Raw genomic sequence first — 19,969 nt, 5'->3', positions numbered from 1 at the left:
CACCGTGACCGGGCGCCGCTCGGTGGTGACCGGCGTCGGGGTGGTCGCGCCGGGTGGCGCCACTCGGGACAGGTTCTGGAAGACGATCACCGAGGGGCGGACGGCGACCCGGCGGATCTCCTTCTTCGATCCGTCGCCGTTCCGGTCGCGAATCGCCGCCGAGTGCGACTTCGAGCCGGTTGCCGCCGGCCTCAGCATTCCCGAACAGCGGCGTGCTGACCGGTACGTGCAGTTCGCGCTCGCCTGCGCGGCCGAGGCCGTCGTTGACGCCGGCCTGGAATTCACCGATGCGCTCCGGGAACACACCGGCGTGGTCCTAGGCACCGCCGTCGGCGGGACGATGGCGCTGGAACAGGAGTACGTCACGGTCAGCGACGGCGGCCGGAACTGGCTGGTTGACGCCGCCCTCGGCGGCCCGTACCTGTATCAGGCGTTGGTGCCGAGCAGCCTCGCCGCCGACGTGGCCTGCCGGTACGGGCTGCACGGCCCGGTGCAGGTGGTCTCCACCGGCTGTACGTCCGGCATCGACGCGATCGGCTACGCCCATCAGCTCATCGTTGACGGCGAGGCCGACGTGGTGCTCACCGGTGCCGCCGACTCGCCGATCTCCCCGGTCACCGTCGCCTCGTTCGACGCGATCCAGGCGACCAGCCCCGACAACGATGATCCGGCGCACGCCTCCCGCCCGTTCGACGCCGACCGGCACGGCTTCGTCCTCGCCGAGGGCGCCGCGGTGCTGGTGCTGGAGGAGGAGGAGCGGGCCCGGCGGCGGGGCGCGCACATCTACTGCGAGGTCGCCGGGTACGCCAGCCGCAGCAACGGCTACCACATGACCGGGCTCCGTCCGGATGGGCTGGAGATGGGGCTCGCCATCACCGACGCGCTGGGCCAGGGGCGGATCCGGGCCGACCAGGTCTCCTACATCAGCGCGCACGGCTCCGGAACCCGGCAGAACGACCGGCATGAGACCGCCGCGTTCAAACGGGCGCTCGGCGAGGTCGCGTACCGGGTGCCGATCAGTTCGATCAAGTCGATGGTGGGGCACTCGCTCGGTGCGATCGGCTCGATCGAGATGGCCGCCTGCGCGCTGGCCATCGAGTTCGGGGTGGTACCGCCGACGGCCAACTGGGCGACTCGCGACCCGGAGTGCGACCTGGACTACGTGCCGAACGAGGCGCGGGAACTGCCGGTGGACGTGGCCTTGTCGGTCGGCAGTGGATTCGGCGGATTCCAGTCGGCGATGGTGTTTCGGCGGTTGTCGGCGGTGACGTCGTGACCGCGCGGGCGGTGGTGACCGGGATCGGGGTGGTCGCGCCGAGCGGTGTCGGCGCGGACGCACACTGGCAGACGGTCCTCACCGGAACCCGCCGCACCGGGCCGATCACCCTTTTCGACCCATCCAGCTACCCGACCCGTTTCGGCGGTGAGGTGTCGGGGTTCGACGCCGGCGCCTACGCCGACAACCGCCGGTTGGTGCAGACCGACCGGTGGACGCACCTCGGGTTCGCCGCCACCCGGCTGGCCCTGGCCGACGCGGGCCTACCGCTGCGCGCTCCGGACCCGTACGGCTACGCGGTCGCCCTGGCCAGTTCGTCCGGGGGGAACCTGTTCGGGCAGCGGGAGCTGCAACGGCTGTGGGGCGGGTCCACCCGGACGGTCGGGGCGTACCAGTCGATCGCCTGGTTCTACGCCGCCAGCGTCGGTCAGCTCTCGATCCACCACCAGTTCAAGGGGCCGTGCGGGGTGTTGGTGTCCGAGACCGCCGGTGGGCTGGACAGCCTGGCGCACGCCGCCCGGGCCGTCCGTCGGGGGACCCCGGTGGTGATTGCGGGGGCGACCGAGTGCCCGTTGAGCCCGTACGCGCTCGCCTGTCAGCTCGCTTCCGGGATGCTCAGCGAGGGGGCGGATCCGGAGCGGGCGTACCGGCCCTTCGACGCGGCGGCGAGTGGCTACCTGCCGGCCGAGGGGGGTGCGGTCTTCGTGGTGGAGGAGTTGGGCCATGCTCTGGCCCGCGGGGCCCGGATCTACGGTGAGGTGATGGGGTGGGGCGCCACCCACGACGGCGCCCACACCACCGCGGACACAGCGGGCGACCCGGTGCAGTACGCCCGGGCGATGCGGCTGGCGCTGGACCGGGCCGGGGTCGGCGCGGATGCGGTCGACGTGGTGGTACCCGACGCGTTGGGGGTACCGCGTTACGACCGCAGCGAGGCGATCGCGTTGCGTGCTGTCTTCGGCGACCGGCTACCCCCGGTCACCACGCAGAAGTCGCTGACTGGGCGGGCCCACCAGGGGGGAGCCGCTCTGGACGTGGCGACCGCGTTGCTCGCCTTCGCCCATGACACGCTGCCGGCGTCCGCGGGACCGGAGGAGGTCGCGCCGGGGTGCGAGTTGGATTTCCTGCGGGAGCAGCGACAGCCGGTGAACCGGTTGTCGCTGGTCTGCGCCCGCGGTTTCGACGGGTTCAACAGCGCGTTGGTCCTGCTGGGGGCGGCGCCGAGCGACGGTGGTGAGCAGTGACCGAACTGGACGCACGGAATGCGGCGGCCCGGCCTGGCGCCGGTATGGCCGGGGGACGGGTGGTGTTTCTGGTGCGGGTGCCAACGGAACGGACGGAGGCGTTCCTGGCCGCGTACGAGGCGGTACGGCACCTCGTCGCGGACGGGGTGCCGGGACACCGGGTTGATCAGGTGTGCCGGTCGGCGGTGGACCCGGAGCAGTGGTTGATCACCAGCGAGTGGGCGAGTCTGGCGGATTTCGAGGCGTGGGAACGGAGCCCGGAGCACCGTGATCTGGTCCGCCCGATGCGGGAGTGCTTCACCGATGCCCGCTCCCTGCGCTTCCACATTCATGCCCAGACTCCGACCCTGCCCTGACGACACCGGGCATCCCGCACCCCGGCTGGTGCGGGGTGCCTGGCCGGTATCGGCAACGTGGCACCCCGGCCGTTGGCGGTGCGGTACTACTCGCTCCCACACACCAGGTACGCCGGCTGGAGTCCACGTCTAAGCCGTTAGCCCTCGGCTTGCGCCTGCCGGCTCTCGTCGACCGGCGTGGCCGAAATCGCTGCCGGCTCGGCGTGCCGCGCTGCCCGCTCCGCGAGCAGCTGCCCGAACAGCCCGTCGGGTCGTCCACAGTCCCGACACAGGAAGTTGTCGTCAAGCCGCGGGCTACCACAATGGCCGCAGCGACCCCGATCCCGCGGGTCGTGGTATCCCCGCAACGCCTCCACCAATGCCCAGGCGACCGGGGCGCGCAGCGCCAGCCGCGACTCCCGCCCGCCCAGGCATATCGTCAAGTCCCCCAGAGGCGGCGCGCCCGGATCCAGCGCGTCGATCCGAGCCACGAAGTCTTGCACCGCGGCCAGGACATCATCGGGTACGGGCAGCGACATGGCCCCGACCCTACGGCAACCCATCTGGCGGTCGTTGCTCATGCGGGAACAGCAAGCAGCCGCCCCGCAACTACGCACCAGCATGCCTACCCACAAGGGTATTCCGACAGCAAGGTCGCGAAGTGCGGCTGCCCTATTACCCGGCGTATTTGGGCAATAGGTGTGAAAGAATGAATGTCATATTTGGGATGGGATGCCCCGCACACGGATGCGATCGGCGGGGAAGGCGGTCGTGGGGGCAGGCGCATCATGCGTTCGGGTATTGAAGGTCCTCCTAACGCATTCAGGCTCACCCGTTGGTTTTGGTGCGGGTGCACGCGCGCGATCCTGCACGGCGAAGTGGTTACCGGCAATCCGGCCAGCCGCCTTTTTTGATCTATCCTTTCGCACCTGTTAGCGGATCTGGAGCCTGCCGTAGGGTCGGCCGCAGCATCTCGGTGGAACCCCCTCAAGGGCAGGAATGCCCTTATTTGTGCTGGGCGGTGAACGGCAGTGAATGGGAACCCCTCGTCCCGCGATTCCGATGCGACCGATCCCGACTGGGTAGACGATTTTCTGTTTACCGGCAAACCGGCCGACGTCTGCCTCCGACTCCCCGACCCGGTTGACCGGGGCACGTTACACCGGCTGGTCACCGCGGCACAGACCCGCCTCGACGCCGCTGGACTGCGGCCCGGGGGGGCCGTCGCGCTACGGCTGCCGCCGTCCCTGGCGTACGTGGTGAACCTGCTCGCCACCTGGCGGAGCGGTGCCCAGGCCATCCTGCTGGACCATCGGCTCACCGACCACGAGGTCGACCGTGCACTGCGGCGGCTAACCCCGCAGGTGGTCGTGGCACCGGTCCGTACCGGTGGCGGCGCACTACGAGTCTTCGTCGAGGTCACCGAGGGGGTTACCCGGTACGGCGACCGCCCGGCCCCCACCGACCACGCGGTGATCCAACTCAGCTCCGGCTCCACCGGACCCGCCAAAGTCATTGGTCGGAACGCCGCTGACCTGGTCGCTGAGGTACGTCGCTACACCCAGCTCGACGGCGTGGCCCTACCCGGCGAACGACTCATCCTGCTTCCGTCCATGGTGCACGTGCTCGGCCTCGTCGGTGGCCTGCTCTACGGGCTGCACGCCGGCGTCGAACTGGTCCCACCGGAACGACTCAGCGGCGGGGCGGTGCTCGATGCGATCGGCGCCGCCGACAGCCCGGCCACCGTCCTCGGCGTGCCATTCCATATCGGGCTCCTGGCCGCGACCCAGTCAGACCGGCCACTACCGATGTTCACCCGGATGATCACCGGTGGGGAACTGGTTTCGGCCACCACGGTCCGCTCCTTCACCGAGCGGTTCGGCGTACCACTGGGCAACATGTATGGGATGACCGAGGTGGGGGTCATCGGCACCGACCTGCACGGACAACACCGGCCCGGGATCCTCCCCGTGCCCGGCATCGACGTTCGCGAGGTCGCCGGCGAGCTGTGGGTGAGCTGCCCCGACTCCCCGTACCTCGGCCACACCGACCCGTCCCGGTGGTCCGAGGGTTGGCTACACACCCGGGACGCGGGCACCGTGGACCCGGACAGCGGCCTGGTGACCATCCACGGCCGGCTCGACTCTCAGGTCTCGGTCGGCGGGATGAAGGTCGACCTGACCGAGGTGGAGAAGACAGTCGCCGAGCTACCGGGGGTCGCCGCCGCGGTGGTGGTCTGGGATGACGGCATCACCGCGTACGTGCAGCCGGTGGGCACTCTCGCCGAGGAGACCCTGGACCAGCAGCTCGCCGAGCGGCTGGCCAGCTACAAGCGGCCCCGCACCCTGCGGCTGCTCGACCAGCTGCCCCGCACGACCACCGGCAAGCTGGTCCGCTCGGTGGAGACGCTGCGGACAGCGGGGACATCGTGACCGGGCCAGCGACTCCGCCCCGGCGAGGGGGCTACCGCCGTCGCTCCGCCTCCCCGACGACCACCATCTCAGCTTCGCCGCCGACCACCGCCACCGCTAGGAGCAGCGCCCCGGGGCGGTGGGGATGGCCGACCCAGACATCGGCGACAGCTGGCACCGGGCGCATCCGTCCCGGGCCGGGGACCGGCATCCGCCGACGCAGACCGCCGGCGCGCAGACCGAGGCCGAGCGCCTTGCCGACGGCCTCCTTCGCGGTCCACAACCGCAGGAAGTCCCGACTTCGGACCGCTTCGGGGCGGGCGGCGAGCCAGGCCACCTCGGCCGGGCTGTACCAGCGGCGGGCCAGGCCCAGCGCGGGCAACTGGCGGCACCGCTCGACGTCCACCCCCACCGGCCCGCCGCTTCGGACGGCGACCACCGTCACGCCACCGCCGCGGCTCACACTCGCCGGCACGGCGACCTGGCCCCGGCCGGTGTCCCGGGTGACCAGCGCAGCCGCGCCGGGCCGATGGGTCACCACGAGGTCCGCCTCCGGGCAGCCCAGCACCCCGGCAGCCGCCTGTCGCAGCAGCAGCTCGGCTGAGGCCGGCTGACCGCCGGCACCCCGACCGATCCAGACGTAAACGGTGTCCCGACCCGACACCGGTGACAGGTTCACGGAGAGAGGTTAGCCATGAGAGCCGAGGTCCGCGCCTTCGTCATCGAGCAACTTTCCGACATGAACTACGACGTGGATGGGATCGACGACGATGCCACTCTCGGGCCCGCCGGGGTGGACCTGGAGTCCCTAGCCCTCGCCGACCTGGCGGTCCGGGTTGAGGACCAGTACGGACTGACGTTCGCCGAGGAGGAGTCGGAGCAACTGGCTCTGATGACGGTGGGCGAGTTCACCACGATGGTCGCCAACCGGGTCGCCCGGACGCGGAACGACCGATCCTGATGGCCGGTCAGCCCGACCTGGCGCGAGTCGACCTGGTGGCCATGCTCGCCCAGCTCACCGACCGACCGACCGAGCAGCCCGAGCGGATCGGCTCGATGGAGCTGGCCTGGCTTGTGCACCTGGTCGAGCAGCGCTATGACCGGCGACTCGACTTCACCGACGACCAACTCGCCGGGATTCGCACCATTGACGACGCACTGGTGGTATTCCAGACCGCCCTGGCCGTCGCCAATGGCTGAGCCGGCCGATGTTCTCCTCACTGGTGTCCACGCGACCAGTGCCCTCGGTCGGGGTGCCGAGGCGCAGTTGACCGGGGTACTTGCCGGAGTCCCGGCGTTCCGGCCGGTCGGCCGGTTCCACACCGGCCCCCGGCGGGTCAACGCGGCGGCCACCCTGCCGGACGCCGGCCCCCTCGCCGACGAACTGACCGAGGCGGTGACCGCGGCGTGCCGGTCGGCAGGGCTCACCGCATTGCACCGGGCTGAGGCGGCACTGCTGCTCGCGGTGCACGGCGGGAGGTCCGTACCGGCCTTGGGCGCCGAGCTCGCCGCGGCCACGGGCTTCCCCGCCGTACGCACGTACACCACGGCGTGTGTCTCGGGAACCAACGCGGTCGCCGACGCGGCGGTGTTGCTGCGTCGCGGCGAGGTCAACCGGGCCGTGGTCGCCGCCGGCTACCTGGTCGAGCCCGACCAGTACGCCCTCTTCGACGTCGGCCGGGCGCTCGCCACCGATGCGGCGGTGCGCCCGTTCAGCGCCGGTCGGACCGGCCTGCTGCTCGGCGACGGAGTGGCGGCGGTGGTGTTGGAACGTGCCGACACCGCCCGGCAACCGATCGCCGGCCTGCTCGGCTGGGGGCGGGCCGGTGACGCCTTCCACCCCTGCCAGCCAGAGCCGAAGGGTCGCGGCCTGGCCCGGGCGATCACCGCCGCGCTGGCCCGCGCTGGTCGTGATCCAGTGGAGATTGGCTACGTCAACGCCAATGCCACCGGGTCCGGGCCGGGCGACGCGGCCGAGACGGCGGCGCTGCGGACCGCCCTGGGCCCGCTGGCCGAGCGGGTACCGGTGAGCTCCACCAAGGCTCTGCACGGGCATGCCCTGGAGGCGTCCGGCCTGCTGGAACTGGTGGTGACGGTGCTCGCGCTGCGGCGCGGCAGGCTGCCGGCGAACGCCGGCTGGCTCGGGCCGGACCCGGACTGCCCGCTCGATGTCATCCGGGACGTGCCCCGACCGGCGGTCACCGGCTACGCACTCACCCTCAACGCCGCCTTCGGGGGCGCGAGCACCGCCCTGTTGCTGGGTGTGACGTGACCGGCCCGGGTGGACCGACCGTTCGGGCCCGGGCGGCCTGGCCGGAACCGGGTGACCACGCGTTGCCGCCGCTACCAGGATTCGTCCACTCGGCGTTCAACCCGCTGGTGGCGGCGGTAGCGAATCGGTGCCTGCGCCGGGCGTACCGGGCGGCACCGGCCGTCGACGGGGAGCGCACCGCGATCGTGCTGGTCAGCCCGACCGGTGACGAGGCCAGTGCGGCGTACGTGCGGGCCGCGGTGGCCGCTGACCGTCGACCGGGACCGCTGTTCTTCTTCCAGTCGGTGCCGAACAGCGTGGCCGGCCACGTAGCCGCCCGCTGGGGGCTGGGTGGACCGGTGGTCTGCCTCGCGCCGACCGGCGACCCGCGGGCGGCCGGGTTCGCCGAGGCCGACCTGTTGCTGTACGACGGCGACGCCGACGCGGTGTTGCTGATCCTGATCGACACGGCACCGGACGACGGTGATGCGGAGTCGGCCGTCGCCGTGCTGCTGGAGGAGGAGCGACCATGAAACCCAGGGGAATCCGGGGGCTGCTCGCCGCCGACAACCACATTGGCGCCGGGAATGTGCTCGAGCGGGTGCTGGCGCACGGTGCCGACCCGGACACGCCCTGCCTGACGTTCGACACACCGGTGGACGGGCACCCCGCCGAGACGGCGCTCACGCTGGGACAGCTCGACCGCCGGGTGGCAGCCCGGGCCGGCTGGCTGCACGAACGGGGCATCGGCCCCCGTGACCCGGTGGCGGTCTGGGCCACCCCGGTCGCGGACATGGTGCTGAGCTACCTCGCGCTGACCCGGCTCGGTGCGATCCCGGCGCTGATGAACGGGCAGCTGCCGCCGACCGTCGCCGCCGAGTACATCCGGCGGTTGCGGGGCGTCGCGGTGCTCGCCGACGAGGCACACCGCATGCTGCTCGCCGAACACGACCTCGGGGTCCCGGTGCTGGGCACCCCGGCCGAGGCCGGCAGCGGTGACCCGGAGGCGGCGCCCGCCCACTACCGGCACCACCCGGACGACCCGATCGTGATCACCCACACCTCCGGCACCACCGGAGTGCCGAAGGCGGTGCTGCACTCGCACGCCAGCCTCTTCGCGGCGACCCGGCACCTGCTGAGCATGCCGCAGGCGCAGGGCACCAGCCGGATCCTGAGCGCCCTGCCCGCCCCGCACACCGCCACCGTGCTCATGGTCAACCAGGTGCTGGGTAACCGTTCCGAGATGCTCCTCCTCTCCGAGCAGGGGGGAGAGCGGGTTCTCGACGCCATCCAGCGTTGGCGCCCGGACGGGGTGTTCGGCTTCTCGGTCACCTGGGCCGAGCTGGCCCGGTGCGACCTGGCCGGGTACGACCTGGACTCGGTACGGCTGTGGTTCAACACCGGCGACTCGTCGCACGAGCCACACATCCGGCATCTGGTGGCGGTCGGCTCCCGGGACGTGATGACCCGCACGGGCGTCAGCCGGGTACCGGGATCGGTGTTCATCGACGGTCTCGGCTCCTCCGAGATGGGACACTCCATGTTCCACATCACCCACACCCGGGAGACCGACCGGTACGGACGGTGCATCGGCCGGCCGTACCAGTTCACGAAGGTCGCCGTGCTGGACGCGGCGGGCGAGCCGGTGCCCACGGGCGAGGCCGGCTGGCTGGGCATCGACTCGCCGTCGCTGTTCCGCGGCTACTGGAACGACTCGGTCACCACCCACCGCTACCGTCAGCGCGGCTGGTACCTGACCGGGGACTTGGTGTACGCCGACGCCGACGGCTGGTACTACCACCTGGACCGCGCGGTCGACTCGGTCGACTCGGTCGGCGGAAAGCGCTTCTACACCGCGCTCTCCGAGGAGCGGATCCTCGCCGCCTGCCCCGACGTCACCGACTGCACGGTGGTCATGGTGCGCCAGCCGGCCGGTGTCGTCACCGACGTGCTGCTGGAACTGGCCACCGGCGCGGACGAGACCACGGACCGCACCGCGGCGGTTCGGGAGGCGCTGGGCGGGGAGGTCGGGGCGACCCTACGGCGGGTGGTTCCGGTCCGTTCCGCCGACCTCCCGGTCACGGTGACGGGGAAGGTCCGCAAGGTTGCGCTGCGGGAACGCTACCTGAGCGAGGCGTCCCGATGACCGCGGTCATCACCGGGATGGGTTTGTACACCCCGGTGGGCCGGGGGGTGGAGGCCACCTTCGCGGCGCTCTGCACCGGCCGCTCCGGGCTGGCCCGCCCGCCGGCCGAACATCCCGCCGCCGGCAGTCTGGAGGTGGCCGGGCTGCTGCCGGCGATCGACCCGCGGTCGGTCTCGTCCGGTCCGGACACCAGGGTGTTGGACCGGATCGTGCTGCTCGCCCTCCTCACCGCCGCGGATGCCCTCGCCGACGCCGGTCTCGAGGTGGGCCGGGACGTTGCCGCGGAGCGGGCGGCGGTCATCGTCGGCGGGGTCGGCGGGCTGGCCACCCTGGAGACGCAGGTGCTCACCCGGGCGGCCCGCGGGCGAGCCGGAGTCAGCCCGTACCTGCTCACCGGGGTACTGCCGAACATGCCGTCGGCCCGGATCGCGATCCGGCACGGCATCCGGGGTTACAGCTCCTCGGTCGGCACCGCCTGCGCCTCCGGTGTCCAGGCGGTCGCCGACGCCGTTCGGTTGCTCCAGACCGGTGAGGCCGACGTGGTGCTCTGCGGGGCCAGCGAGGCGCCGCTCTTTCCCACCTTCGCCGACACCTTCGGCAACGCCCGGGCCCTCGCCCGTGGGTGGGCCGACCCGGCGGCGGCCAGCCGACCGTTCGACCTTCGCCGCAACGGTTTCGTACTCGCCGAAGGAGCGGCGCTGTTGGTGCTGGAGAACGCCGCGCACGCCGTGGCCCGGGGCGCTACCGGGTACGCGGAGATAGCCGGGTACGGCGTGACGACCGACGCCTACCATCCGACGGCGCCCCGGCCGGACGGCACCGGCGCGGCGGAGTCCATCCGGCGGGCGCTCGCCGGTGGCCGAGTGCCGGCGGCCGAAGTCGGCTACGTCAACGCACACGGCACCGGGACCACCCTCGGCGACATCGCCGAGACCACGGCACTCACCGAGGTCTTCGGCGCGAACGGGGTTCCGGTCAGCTCCACCAAGGCGCTCACCGGCCACCTACTCGGGGCCTCCGGGGTGCTGGAGACGGCGGCGACCGCCCTGGCACTCGGGCGGGGCCTGCTTCCGCCGACGTGGAACCTCGACGACCCGGACCCGGCGTGCCCGGCTGATCACATCCGTAAGGAACCCCGGGCGTCCGAGACCGGCTATGCGCTGACCAACTCCTTCGGTTTCGGGGGGCAGAACGTGAGCCTGCTGCTCGGCCGGGCCACCCGGCCGAGGACCTGACGGTACGACCTTCGCGGGCAGAGCGCCCGCACGACCAGCGCGGGGGATCTGTGGGAAGGCTGAGACATGGACATCCGTGGAATAGACCACATCGAACTCTACGTAGGTGACACCCGCGAGTCCGCCGCGTATTTCGGGAACGCGGTGGGGTTGTGGCCACGCGGCCAGGGCGGCCCGGAGACCGGGCTTACCGGGCAGCGGTCGCTGCTGCTCCGGCACGCCGACATCCGGCTCCTGCTCACCTCCGGGCTGACCGCTGATCATCCGGCGGCGACGTATGTGCGGCGGCACGGCGACGGCATCGCCGTGGTCGCCCTCGCCGTTGCCGACGCCGCCGGGGCGTACGCCGAACTGCTGGCCCGGGGAGCGGTCGCTGAGCTGCCGCCGACCACCATCACCAGCGCGGACGCCGAGGTCGTCATCGCCGAGGTGGCGGGTTTCGCCGATGTACGGCACCGGTTGGTCGAGCGCCGTCGCGGCGGTGGTGACTTCCTGCCGGGCCTGGTGGAGCTGCCGCCGGTAGCCGCGTCTGCCAAGAACCTGCTCGCCGAGATCGACCATCTGGCGGTCTGCGTGCCGCCCGGCCAGCTCGCCGAGACGGTTCGCGGCTACCGAGAGGTTTTTGGCTTCGACGAGATCTTCCACGAGTACGTGGAGGTTGATGGCCAGGCGATGAACTCCACCGTGGTGCAGAGCCGGTCCGGGCGGGTGACGTTGGTGCTGCTCGAACCGGATACTCGCCGACGGGCCGGGCAGATCGATGCTTTTCTCGCCCAGCACTCCGGCGCGGGCGTGCAGCACCTCGGGCTGCGGACCGACGACATCATCGGGGCGATCGGTGCGCTGCGCCAGCGTGGGGTGCGATTCGCGCGCACCCCGGCGGCCTACTACGACGACCTGGAGACCCGGGTCGGCCAGATCGACGGGTCCGTGGCGCAGTTGCGGGAATTCGGGGTGCTGGTTGACCGGGACCACGACGGCCAACTGCTGCAGATCTTCACGGAGTCGATGCACGTGCGTCGCACGCTCTTCCTGGAGCTGATCGAGCGGCGCGGGGCGCGGACCTTCGGCAGCGGCAACATCAGGGCGCTCTACGAGGCCAAGGAGCGGGAATTGGCGGTGGCGGCCGCCGCCAGAGGGCTGGCCGCCACCCAGGAGGTGACCGGATGACCCTTACTGATTTCGATCCATGTCTGACCGATGAGGAGAAGGCGCTGCTTCCGTCCGACGAGGACGTGGCGTTCTACGCCGAGCACGGCTGGTATCTGTCGAAGAAGCTGCTCACCGACGACGAGGTGGACGCCCTCGCCGCGGCTACCGACCGGTACTACGCCGGGGAACGGCACCGTCGGCTACCGGTACGGCCCCCGAAGCTCGCCTACTGGGAACCGGCCAGGGGTGCGGTGCAGCGGCACAACGACTACGTCCACCACGAGCACGACGGGCTCGGGGCGATCCTGCGTAAGCGGCTGATCGGGGCGGTCGCCGCCCGGCTGGCGCAGGCCGACGAGATCCGGATCTTCCAGTCCACGCTGATCCTCAAGCCCCCGATCGACGGGGAGCCGTCGAACATCGTGCCCTGGCACTTCGACAAGCACTACTGGGCGTCCTCGTCGTCGGAGCGGATGCTGACCGCCTTCATTCCGTTCCACGACTGCGGGGAGGAACTGGGCACCATCGTCATGGTCGACGGCTCACACCGGTGGGCCGAGGTCGGCGCCGACGACACCGTGGTGCGGCACTTCGCCGACCGCGACCGCGACCAACTCGACGACATGCTGGCCCGCAACGCGGGACACAACGACGCCGAGGTCCGGAAGATCCCGATGGTGATCCCGAAGGGGCACATGAGCTTCCACCACTGCCGGACCTACCACGGCAGCGGTGCGAACGTCAGCGGACGGCCCCGCCAGGCGATCTCACTGCACCTGCAGGACGGCGACAACCGGTGGCGGGCGTATCCGCTCTCCACCGGCGAGAACGCCGCGTACAACCACGACGTGCTGGTTCGCCGTACCCACGACGGGCGGCCGGACTACGCGGACCCCGAATACTGCCCGGTCATCTGGCGTCACCACGCCAAGCAGGGAGGCTGAGTCATGTCACGGTACGACTGGGGAGACACACACCCGGGGATCGAACGGTTGGAAAAGGCGGTCAAAGACCGTCGGGACCGGGTGGTCCAGCACCCGCTGTACGCCAGCCTGGACAACCATTCGGCGCTGGTCACCTTCATGGAGCACCACGTCTTCGCGGTCTGGGACTTCATGTCCCTGCTCAAGTCGCTGCAACGGCAGCTCACCTGCGTGACGGTGCCCTGGATCCCGACCGGCCCGACCGGCAGCCGCCGCCTGATCAACGACATCGTGATGGTGGAGGAGAGTGACGAGCTGGGTGCGGGCTACCTCAGCCACTTCGAGTTGTACGTGCAGGGCATGACCGAGGCCGGCGCCGACACCAAGCCGGTGGAGAAGTTGATCGAATTGCTGCGGGCCGGCGGTCCGGTAGCCGAGTCGCTGGCCACGGCCGGGGTGCCCGCCCCGTCTGTGGCGTTCGCCAGCACCACCTGGCGGATCATCGAAACCACCCCGGTGCACTGCCAGGCCGCCGCGTTCGCGTTCGGTCGGGAAGATCTGATCCCGGAGATGTTCACCCAGGTGGTCGCGGTCAACCACCAGTCCGGTCGACTGACCCGGTTCGTTGACTACCTGGAGCGACACATCGAGGTCGACGGCGAGCAGCACACCCCGATGGCCATGCAGATGCTCGCCGACCTCTGTGGCGACGACGACACCCGGTGGCAGGAGTGCGCGGACACGGTCAACACCGCGCTCACCGCCCGCGCCCAGTTGTGGGACGACATCCACGCCGCGGTCCAGGGGGCCCCGGCAGCGGCATCGGGGCGCGGGTGAGCGGAGCCGACCCGACCCGGCTCTACCGTACGGTGCGGCTGATCCGCCGGTTCGAGGAGCGGGCGATCGGACTCGTCCGCTCCGGCCACATCGTCGGCGGCATCCATCCGTACCTGGGCCAGGAGGGGGTCGCGGCCGGGGTGTGCGCGGCGCTGCGCCCCGGCGACGTGGTCGCCGGCACCCATCGGGGGCACGGGCACGTCCTCGCGAAGGGCGCTGACCCGGCCCGGATGATGGCGGAGCTGTGTGGTCGGGTGACGGGCCTGAACCGAGGCCGGGGTGGGTCGATGCACGCCGCTGACTTCGCCGTCGGGGTTCTCGGTGCCAACGCCATCGTCGGTGCGGGCGGTGCGATCGTGACCGGCGCTGTCTGGGCTCGACGTCGGCGCGGCGAGGACCTGGTGGGGGTCAGCTTCCTCGGCGACGGCGCGGTCAACGAGGGGATGCTGCTGGAGGCGTTCAACCTGGCCGCACTCTGGCGGGTGCCGGTGCTCTTCGTCTGCGAGAACAACGGCTACGCCACCACGATGCCGGTGGCGGACGCGGTGGCGGGCAGCATCCCGGCGCGAGCAGAGGCGTTCGGTATCCGGGCGAGCACGGTGGACGGGCAGGACCCGGCCGCCGTGCACGCCGGCACCGCTGCCGCCCTCGCCCGGATGCGGTCGGACGGTGCTCCCGAGTTCCTGGAGGCCCGCACGTTCCGGTTTGACGTCCACCACACCTTCGAACACGCGGTCCGCCTCGACTATCGCTCGCCGGCGGAGGTCACTCGGGGGCGGTCCCGGGACCCGGTGCGGATCGCCGGCTCCCGGCTGTCGGCCGCCGAGCGGGCGGCGGTCGACGCCGATGTGGAGGCGGTGCTCGAGACGGCGGTGGCGCAGGCGCTCGCCGCCGCCGAGCCCGACCCCGCCACCGCGCTGGAGTACCTGTACGCCAGTGGGCTGACCGCCCGCACCGGAGGTGGATAGATGCCGCGGCTGTCCTACCGCAAGGCGCTCAACCGGGCGCTCGCCGACGAGTTGGCCCGGGACGAGGAGGTGTTCCTGCTCGGGGAGGACATCCGGGTCGCCGCGTCGGCGGTCACCGCCGGGCTACTGAAGCGGTTCGGCCCCGAGCGGGTCCGCGACACCCCGCTCTCGGAGCAGGCGTTCACCAGCTTCGCCACCGGTGCGGCGTTGGTCGGGGCGCGGCCGGTGGTGGAGTTCCAGATCCCGGCACTGCTGTTTCTGGTCTTCGAACAGATCGTCAACCACGCGCACAAGTTTCCGTTGATGACCGGTGGCCAGTGCGCGGTGCCGGTCACCTACCTGGTGCCCGGGTCCGGGTCGCGTACCGGGTGGGCGGGGCAGCACTCCGACCATCCGTACAGCCTCTTCGCCCACGCTGGGGTGACCACCGTGGTGCCGGCCACCCCGGCGGACGCGTACGGACTGCTGGTGTCGGCGATCCGCTGCGACGACCCGGTGGTGGTGTTCGCCCCGGCCGCGGCGATGGAGCTTCGTGCCGAGGTCGGTGACCCGGTGCCGGTGCCGTTGGGGCGGGGGCGGGTGCATCGAACCGGGGACGATGTGACGGTGGTCGCGGTCGGGCATCTGGTGCACGATGCGCTCGCCGTCGCCGACGAGCTAGCCGGCGAGGTCTCGGTGGAGGTGTTCGACCCACGCACCCTGTACCCGTTCGACTGGGACGGGCTGCTCGGCTCGGTCGCCCGGACCGGGCGGCTGGTGGTGGTGGACGACTCCAACCGTTCCTGCGGCATCGCCGGCGAGGTCATCGCCACCGTGGTCGAACAGGTACGACTGCAGGCGCTGCCGCGTCGGGTCACCCGTCCGGACGGCGCGGTGTTGCCGTTCGCCCCGGCCCTGGACCGAGCCGTACAACCGGGCCGTGAGCTGCTGCGGCAGGCCATCACCCACGTCAGCAAGGATGGATGACACATGACCGACGTTGACTACCACTGGCCGTCCGCCGCGCAGGCCTGGCTGGACCTGCCCGCTGACCTTCGCGCCGACCTGGTCGCTGCCGGGGTGGAGTCTTGGCGCGAGATCTTCGACGGCCGGGCTTCGTACAATCAGCAGTGGCGGTTGGCCCGACCACCGGTGATGGATCGGATCTCGCTGCGGGTGCTCAACTCCGTCTGTGACCGGCTCGCCCAGCTGATCTTCGAGTCGTGTCGACGGCGGGCCAGGACCGCGGGGGAACTGCGCCACCTGCTCGGGATGCCGGCGGGGCAGAACCGGTTGCTCGACGAGGCCGAGCCGCTCACGGAGGCGTTGCTCGCCGGGTTCCGCCCGGACGTGCTGTTGAGCGACGGGGTGCCACGGGTGGTGGAGTACAACATCGACAGTAGCCTCGGTGGGGCGCTCGACGCGGACACGACGGTGCGCCGTTTCGCTGAGCTCTACCGGCGGCGGGGCCTCGACCGGGGGGTCCGGATGGAACCGGCGCCCTCCGCGGTGGACCTGCGGTTTGCGGCGATTCGAGACGGTCTTGGGTTGGCGGTCGGGGCTCGGCTCGCACTGTTGATCGACTTTGACGCCGAGTACCCGGGGCTGGAGGACCCGGAGGTCTTCTACCGGAAGCTGGCACCGGTGGTCGACCGCGCCGCCGTCGCCGGCCTGGATCTGATCGTCGCGCCGATTACCGAGGCCACCCAGGACACCGAGGGGCGGCTTGTCATCCGCGGTGGCCCCGTTGACGGGTTGTTCCGGCTCTTCGTGCCGAACCGGGTCACGCCCAGCGCCGGGGTGGAGGCACTGGAAGCGGCGGTACGGGCCGGATCCGTCCCGATGTGGGTGTCGGCGGCAGCGTGGCTGCTCGGAAACAAGCAGGTGCTCGCCTGGCTCTGGGCGGACGCTGATGCGTTACCGACCGCCGACCGGGATCTGATTCACCGATACGTGCCGCAGACCTGGCTGTTCACTCCGGACCTGGTCGAGCAGGCGGTGGCGGACCGGCGCGACCTGGTGGTCAAGCCGTCCGGTGGGTCCGCCGGGGTGGACGTGCTGATCGGCCGGGAAACCGACGCGGACGTCTGGCGGGAGGCGGTGGGCCGGTTCGCCCGGCAGGGCGGCTTCATCCTGCAACGCTATGTGCGCGCCGACGACGTACCGGTGGAGTTCGTGCAGATGGCGACCGGGGAACTGGTCACCGCGGAGGTGCCGTACAGCGTCGCCCCGTATCTCTTCGGCCGGCAGCCGGCGGGTGCCTGCGTCCGCATCGGCTTTCCCGGTAGCGAGGGAGTGCTCAACCTGGCCCGCGGGGTGCTGATCTCCGGCCTGCTGGTGACGGATCCACCGTCGTCCTGACCACGGGGTCGGGCGGTTCGGCCCGCATCCGGCGGAGGACGGCGGCGAGGGGAACAGCGGTGGCGGTGAAGATGAACAGGGCCGCGGTCAGCAGCGCGGACTCGAGGCCGAGGGTGGTGGCGGAGGCGCCACCGAGCAGCGCACCCAGGGGTAGGCCGGCGAAGGCGAGCGCACCGGCCAGCCCGATCACCCGGGCCTGGAGCTCGGCCGGGGGACGTTCGTACAGCGCGACCCCGAGCAGCGGATTGACCACGGCGATGCCGATTCCAGAAACGAAGGTCACCACGACCACCACGGTGATGTTGTCGCTGAGGGCCAGGACCAGCAGCCGGGGTGGGCCGCTGACCGCGGCGCCGATCGCGAAGGTCAGGTCCCGACGTAGCCGGGAGCCGAAACTGGTGAACAGCACGTTGCCCAGCAGGGATCCGGCCGTGAAAGCACCGAGCACCAGCCCCAGCCCGGCCGGGTTACCCCACACCTCGGCCACCCAGAGCGGGATGTAGACCGCGACACTCGCGTTCACCACCATGTTCAGTGCGGAGATCACCAGCAGCATGGTGAGCACCGCCCGGTCCTGCCGGAGATACCGGAGGCCGTCGGCGAGTGCCCGCGAATAGCGCTCCGGCGTTGAACTGGCCGGCCTACCGGTGCTGCGACGCACCAGGGTGGAGATCAGGAGCGCGCAGACCGCGAAGGTCACCGCGTCGACGAGAATCGCCAGGGTGGCTCCGAGCCACCAGATGAGCAGGCCGCCGACGCTCGCCCCGAGTAAGGTCGTCAGCCGGGACAGCCCGTCGTAGACCGAGGTGAGCCGGATCAACCGGACCCCGGCAGCCTCCGCGGCCGGGCGGAACATCACGTGCTTGACCCGGTCGCCGACTCCGCGCAGCGTGCCCACCAGGGCCACCAGGATCAGCAGCGCGCCGAAGCCGAGCCACGGGGTGAGGGCCACCGCCACCATCAGTGCGGCGCTACCCAGGTCGGCGAGGATCGAGGTGCGGCGCAGACCGATCCGGTCGGCCAGCGGGGGACCGAGGCCGCTGGAGAGTAGGTAGGGCAGGGTCTCGGCGGCGGCGACCAGCCCCATCTTCGCCGGGCTACCGGTTGTCTCCAGCACCAGCCAGGGAATGGCGAGGATCGAGATTCGGCTACCGAGGTTGGAGAGCAGGTCGGCGCCGACGAGCGCGACCAGCTCGCGCCGTGGGGTCACGCGCGACGGCCGATCGATGCCTCCGGGTGCTCGACGGCCGACGGGTGGCTGGCCGCGTACCGCGCCCGCAGGGCCCGTTTGTCGATCTTGTTGGCGCGGTTCAGGGGCAGTGCGGCGACGAACTCCACCCCGCCGGGCGCCCAGGTGTCGCTGAGTTCGGCGGTCACCACGTCGATCAGTTCCCCACCGGTCACCGCCGCACCGGGCTGCGACACCACGTAGGCGTACGGCAGTTCGCCGGCTACCTCGTCGGGCACGCCGATTACCGCCGCCGCCCGGACCTCCGGATGCCCCGCCAGCGCGTCCTCGATCGGTCGGGAGTAGATCGGCCAGCTCCGCCGGCGGGTGAGGATCCGGTCCTGCAACCGGTCGACCAGGTACAGGTAGCCATCCGCGTCGAGGTGGCCGATATCCCGGGTGCGGACCCAACCGTCCACCAGGGTGTCCGCGGTCAGGTCCGGGTCGCCGTGGTAGCCGGCGAAGCGCAGCGCCGTCCGTACCCACACCTCACCGTCCACATCAGGTGGAAGGACGGCGCCGTCCGGGCCGCGGATCTCGATTCGCACGTCGCCGTACGGTTCCCCGCAGGAGCGCAGTCGCTCCGGGTGTGCCGGGTCCTCGGTCAGGCCCGGTTGCGCGGTGACCACCACCGCCTCGCTGAGCCCGTACACGATGCGCAGCACCGGGCCGAACCGGGCGATCGCCTGGCGCAGTCGGGCGGGCGCGGCGGGGCCGGCGCCCACGTTGAACATGAACATCGAGGAGAAGTCGGCCCCGGGTAGGGCGGGGTGATCGAGTACCTCGTAGAGCATCGGCGGGGTCAGGAAGGTGGAGGTGATCCGCTCGGCCGGCACGGTCCGGGTGAACTCCGCCGCGTCCCAGCCCTCCCGGGGAAACAGCACGCCGCCGGTGAAGAGATTGAACAGGGTGGTGATCTGGCCGCTGGCCAGCCACATGGGGGAGTAGGACAGGTGCCGCAGCCGCGGCATCCCGGCGGTGCGGAAGCCGGCAGCCAGGGCGAGGATCTGGGCGTAGAAGCTCTCCTCGTGCCGCACCAGCTTCGGGTTGCCGGTGGTGCCGGAGGTCTGCAGGAGAGACTCCGCTGCCGATACCTGGGTGGGCAGGTCGGCGGCGGCCGGTACGGCGACCAGGTCCACGCCGAGGCGGAGCACCGGCCGGTCGCTCAGGCCGGCGGCCAGCTCTGCCCCGATGTTGGCCGGATCGCGGGTGTCGTACAGCAGGGCGTCGGGCCGGGCGAGTTCGACGAATTCCTTGATCTCCCGACGGGAGGTCACCGGAGCGATCCACATCGTACGGCAGCCAAGTAGGTGTAACGCGAGCTGTAGCAGCGGCCCTTCCAGCGGATTCCCGAGCGACACCAGCACCGCCGCGCCGGGTCGGATTCCGCGGCGGAGTAGTGCGGTGGCGAATCCGTAAACCTGGGCGTGTACGTCGGCATAGGTCAGCCGGCGTGCGCCGGCAACGATTGCGTCGCGTTCACCGAATTCGGCGAAAAGTGCCAATGCCTGGTGTACGTAGCCCGGCTGCGGTCGGTTGGCCATCCGGACGCTCCCATCTATGGCAGCGATGTGCCCAGGGTGGGTGCCCGGGGCATCGGTGCGGGCCGCGGGTGACCGCGCC

20 protein-coding genes are annotated in these 19,969 nt (G+C 71.2%); 16 read left to right on the top strand and 4 right to left on the bottom strand.

Annotation, left to right across the window (positions count from 1 at the left end; genetic code table 11):
• Nucleotides 1-4: 4 nt before the first annotated feature.
• The 3 genes from SALPAC2_RS0105685 to SALPAC2_RS0105675 are packed head-to-tail and all read left to right on the top strand — an operon-like array spanning nucleotide 5 to nucleotide 2,876.
• Nucleotides 5-1,276: a beta-ketoacyl-[acyl-carrier-protein] synthase family protein gene (locus SALPAC2_RS0105685; protein ID WP_018215680.1), complete on the top strand. Its 1,272-nt coding sequence runs from the start codon at nucleotides 5-7 to the stop codon at nucleotides 1,274-1,276.
• Nucleotides 1,273-2,520 carry a beta-ketoacyl synthase N-terminal-like domain-containing protein gene (locus SALPAC2_RS0105680; protein WP_018215679.1) on the top strand — a complete coding sequence of 416 codons (1,248 nt, stop codon included), beginning with the start codon at nucleotides 1,273-1,275 and terminating at the stop codon, nucleotides 2,518-2,520. The genes SALPAC2_RS0105685 and SALPAC2_RS0105680 overlap by 4 nt, the downstream gene beginning before the upstream one ends.
• A complete protein-coding gene (locus SALPAC2_RS0105675; RefSeq protein WP_018215678.1) occupies nucleotides 2,517-2,876 on the top strand; it encodes an antibiotic biosynthesis monooxygenase family protein in 360 nt (119 codons plus the stop codon). The genes SALPAC2_RS0105680 and SALPAC2_RS0105675 overlap by 4 nt, the downstream gene beginning before the upstream one ends.
• A gap of 137 nt (nucleotides 2,877-3,013) precedes the next feature.
• On the opposite strand, the gene SALPAC2_RS0105670 is transcribed toward SALPAC2_RS0105675, so the two are convergent.
• Nucleotides 3,014-3,394 (bottom strand): hypothetical protein, encoded by a 381-nt coding sequence (locus tag SALPAC2_RS0105670; RefSeq protein ID WP_018215677.1) that lies wholly within the window; start codon nucleotides 3,392-3,394, stop codon nucleotides 3,014-3,016.
• A 492-nt stretch (nucleotides 3,395-3,886) separates the two neighbouring features.
• Here SALPAC2_RS0105670 and SALPAC2_RS0105665 point away from each other — a divergent pair, with 492 nt between their 5' ends.
• The gene (locus SALPAC2_RS0105665) at nucleotides 3,887-5,287 is read left to right on the top strand and encodes a class I adenylate-forming enzyme family protein (protein WP_018215676.1); all 1,401 of its coding nucleotides are present in this window, start codon (nucleotides 3,887-3,889) and stop codon (nucleotides 5,285-5,287) included.
• 31 nt (nucleotides 5,288-5,318) lie between these two features.
• Here the strand turns inward: SALPAC2_RS0105665 and SALPAC2_RS0105660 are convergent, their stop codons facing one another.
• Nucleotides 5,319-5,945 carry a 4'-phosphopantetheinyl transferase family protein gene (locus SALPAC2_RS0105660; RefSeq protein ID WP_018215675.1) on the bottom strand — a complete coding sequence of 209 codons (627 nt, stop codon included), beginning with the start codon at nucleotides 5,943-5,945 and terminating at the stop codon, nucleotides 5,319-5,321.
• A 15-nt stretch (nucleotides 5,946-5,960) separates the two neighbouring features.
• On the opposite strand from SALPAC2_RS0105660, the gene SALPAC2_RS0105655 reads away from it, so the two are divergent.
• From SALPAC2_RS0105655 to SALPAC2_RS0105600, 12 genes are all read left to right on the top strand, one after another.
• Entirely contained in the window at nucleotides 5,961-6,227 is a 267-nt protein-coding gene (locus SALPAC2_RS0105655; RefSeq protein WP_018215674.1) for an acyl carrier protein, read from the top strand.
• Nucleotides 6,227-6,466, top strand: a complete 240-nt coding sequence (locus SALPAC2_RS0105650) for a hypothetical protein (RefSeq protein WP_018215673.1) — start codon at nucleotides 6,227-6,229, stop codon at nucleotides 6,464-6,466. The genes SALPAC2_RS0105655 and SALPAC2_RS0105650 overlap by 1 nt, the downstream gene beginning before the upstream one ends.
• Complete coding sequence (locus SALPAC2_RS0105645) at nucleotides 6,459-7,538, top strand: beta-ketoacyl-[acyl-carrier-protein] synthase family protein (protein WP_018215672.1); 1,080 nt, start codon at nucleotides 6,459-6,461, stop codon at nucleotides 7,536-7,538. Before SALPAC2_RS0105650 ends, SALPAC2_RS0105645 begins: the two co-directional genes overlap by 8 nt.
• Nucleotides 7,535-8,050: a beta-ketoacyl synthase chain length factor gene (locus tag SALPAC2_RS0105640; RefSeq protein ID WP_018215671.1), complete on the top strand. Its 516-nt coding sequence runs from the start codon at nucleotides 7,535-7,537 to the stop codon at nucleotides 8,048-8,050. The genes SALPAC2_RS0105645 and SALPAC2_RS0105640 overlap by 4 nt, the downstream gene beginning before the upstream one ends.
• On the top strand, nucleotides 8,047-9,663 hold the full coding sequence (locus SALPAC2_RS0105635) for a class I adenylate-forming enzyme family protein (protein WP_018215670.1): 1,617 nt from the start codon (nucleotides 8,047-8,049) through the stop codon (nucleotides 9,661-9,663). The genes SALPAC2_RS0105640 and SALPAC2_RS0105635 overlap by 4 nt, the downstream gene beginning before the upstream one ends.
• A complete protein-coding gene (locus tag SALPAC2_RS0105630; RefSeq protein WP_018215669.1) occupies nucleotides 9,660-10,898 on the top strand; it encodes a beta-ketoacyl-[acyl-carrier-protein] synthase family protein in 1,239 nt (412 codons plus the stop codon). Before SALPAC2_RS0105635 ends, SALPAC2_RS0105630 begins: the two co-directional genes overlap by 4 nt.
• 66 nt (nucleotides 10,899-10,964) lie before the next feature.
• A complete protein-coding gene (gene hppD / locus SALPAC2_RS0105625; protein WP_018215668.1) occupies nucleotides 10,965-12,068 on the top strand; it encodes a 4-hydroxyphenylpyruvate dioxygenase in 1,104 nt (367 codons plus the stop codon).
• Nucleotides 12,065-12,994, top strand: coding sequence for a phytanoyl-CoA dioxygenase family protein (locus SALPAC2_RS0105620; RefSeq protein WP_018215667.1), 930 nt, complete (start codon nucleotides 12,065-12,067; stop codon nucleotides 12,992-12,994). Before hppD ends, SALPAC2_RS0105620 begins: the two co-directional genes overlap by 4 nt.
• A gap of 3 nt (nucleotides 12,995-12,997) precedes the next feature.
• Nucleotides 12,998-13,810, top strand: coding sequence for a DUF3050 domain-containing protein (locus SALPAC2_RS0105615; RefSeq protein ID WP_018215666.1), 813 nt, complete (start codon nucleotides 12,998-13,000; stop codon nucleotides 13,808-13,810).
• Complete coding sequence (locus SALPAC2_RS0105610) at nucleotides 13,807-14,778, top strand: thiamine pyrophosphate-dependent dehydrogenase E1 component subunit alpha (RefSeq protein WP_018215665.1); 972 nt, start codon at nucleotides 13,807-13,809, stop codon at nucleotides 14,776-14,778. The genes SALPAC2_RS0105615 and SALPAC2_RS0105610 overlap by 4 nt, the downstream gene beginning before the upstream one ends.
• On the top strand, nucleotides 14,779-15,744 hold the full coding sequence (locus tag SALPAC2_RS0105605; protein ID WP_018215664.1) for an alpha-ketoacid dehydrogenase subunit beta: 966 nt from the start codon (nucleotides 14,779-14,781) through the stop codon (nucleotides 15,742-15,744).
• A 3-nt stretch (nucleotides 15,745-15,747) separates the two neighbouring features.
• On the top strand, nucleotides 15,748-17,118 hold the full coding sequence (locus SALPAC2_RS0105600) for an ATP-grasp domain-containing protein (RefSeq protein ID WP_018215663.1): 1,371 nt from the start codon (nucleotides 15,748-15,750) through the stop codon (nucleotides 17,116-17,118).
• On the opposite strand, the gene SALPAC2_RS0105595 is transcribed toward SALPAC2_RS0105600, so the two are convergent.
• Complete coding sequence (locus SALPAC2_RS0105595) at nucleotides 17,057-18,328, bottom strand: MFS transporter (protein ID WP_018215662.1); 1,272 nt, start codon at nucleotides 18,326-18,328, stop codon at nucleotides 17,057-17,059. The genes SALPAC2_RS0105600 and SALPAC2_RS0105595 overlap by 62 nt on opposite strands.
• Entirely contained in the window at nucleotides 18,325-19,890 is a 1,566-nt protein-coding gene (locus tag SALPAC2_RS0105590; protein WP_018215661.1) for a class I adenylate-forming enzyme family protein, read from the bottom strand. Before SALPAC2_RS0105590 ends, SALPAC2_RS0105595 begins: the two co-directional genes overlap by 4 nt.
• Nucleotides 19,891-19,969 lie beyond the last annotated feature (79 nt).

This window comes from Salinispora vitiensis, from assembly GCF_000378825.1.
GTDB classification, from domain to species: Bacteria; Actinomycetota; Actinomycetes; order Mycobacteriales; family Micromonosporaceae; genus Micromonospora; species Micromonospora vitiensis.
Note: the sequence above shows the minus strand (reverse complement) of the source record. Positions and strands in the feature narration are given on the sequence as shown.

Bases quoted from the DNA above. Each gene is read 5' to 3' on its own strand.
- SALPAC2_RS0105670 (WP_018215677.1), bottom strand. From the start codon at position 3,394: ATGTCGCTGCCCGTACCCGATGATGTCCTGGCCGCGGTGCAAGACTTC.
- SALPAC2_RS0105655 (WP_018215674.1), top strand. From the start codon at position 5,961: ATGAGAGCCGAGGTCCGCGCCTTCGTCATCGAGCAACTTTCCGACATG.
- SALPAC2_RS0105650 (WP_018215673.1), top strand. From the start codon at position 6,227: ATGGCCGGTCAGCCCGACCTGGCGCGAGTCGACCTGGTGGCCATGCTC.
- SALPAC2_RS0105645 (WP_018215672.1), top strand. From the start codon at position 6,459: ATGGCTGAGCCGGCCGATGTTCTCCTCACTGGTGTCCACGCGACCAGT.
- SALPAC2_RS0105635 (WP_018215670.1), top strand. From the start codon at position 8,047: ATGAAACCCAGGGGAATCCGGGGGCTGCTCGCCGCCGACAACCACATT.
- SALPAC2_RS0105630 (WP_018215669.1), top strand. From the start codon at position 9,660: ATGACCGCGGTCATCACCGGGATGGGTTTGTACACCCCGGTGGGCCGG.
- hppD (WP_018215668.1), top strand. From the start codon at position 10,965: ATGGACATCCGTGGAATAGACCACATCGAACTCTACGTAGGTGACACC.
- SALPAC2_RS0105620 (WP_018215667.1), top strand. From the start codon at position 12,065: ATGACCCTTACTGATTTCGATCCATGTCTGACCGATGAGGAGAAGGCG.
- SALPAC2_RS0105615 (WP_018215666.1), top strand. From the start codon at position 12,998: ATGTCACGGTACGACTGGGGAGACACACACCCGGGGATCGAACGGTTG.
- SALPAC2_RS0105605 (WP_018215664.1), top strand. From the start codon at position 14,779: ATGCCGCGGCTGTCCTACCGCAAGGCGCTCAACCGGGCGCTCGCCGAC.
- SALPAC2_RS0105600 (WP_018215663.1), top strand. From the start codon at position 15,748: ATGACCGACGTTGACTACCACTGGCCGTCCGCCGCGCAGGCCTGGCTG.
- SALPAC2_RS0105590 (WP_018215661.1), bottom strand. From the start codon at position 19,890: ATGGCCAACCGACCGCAGCCGGGCTACGTACACCAGGCATTGGCACTT.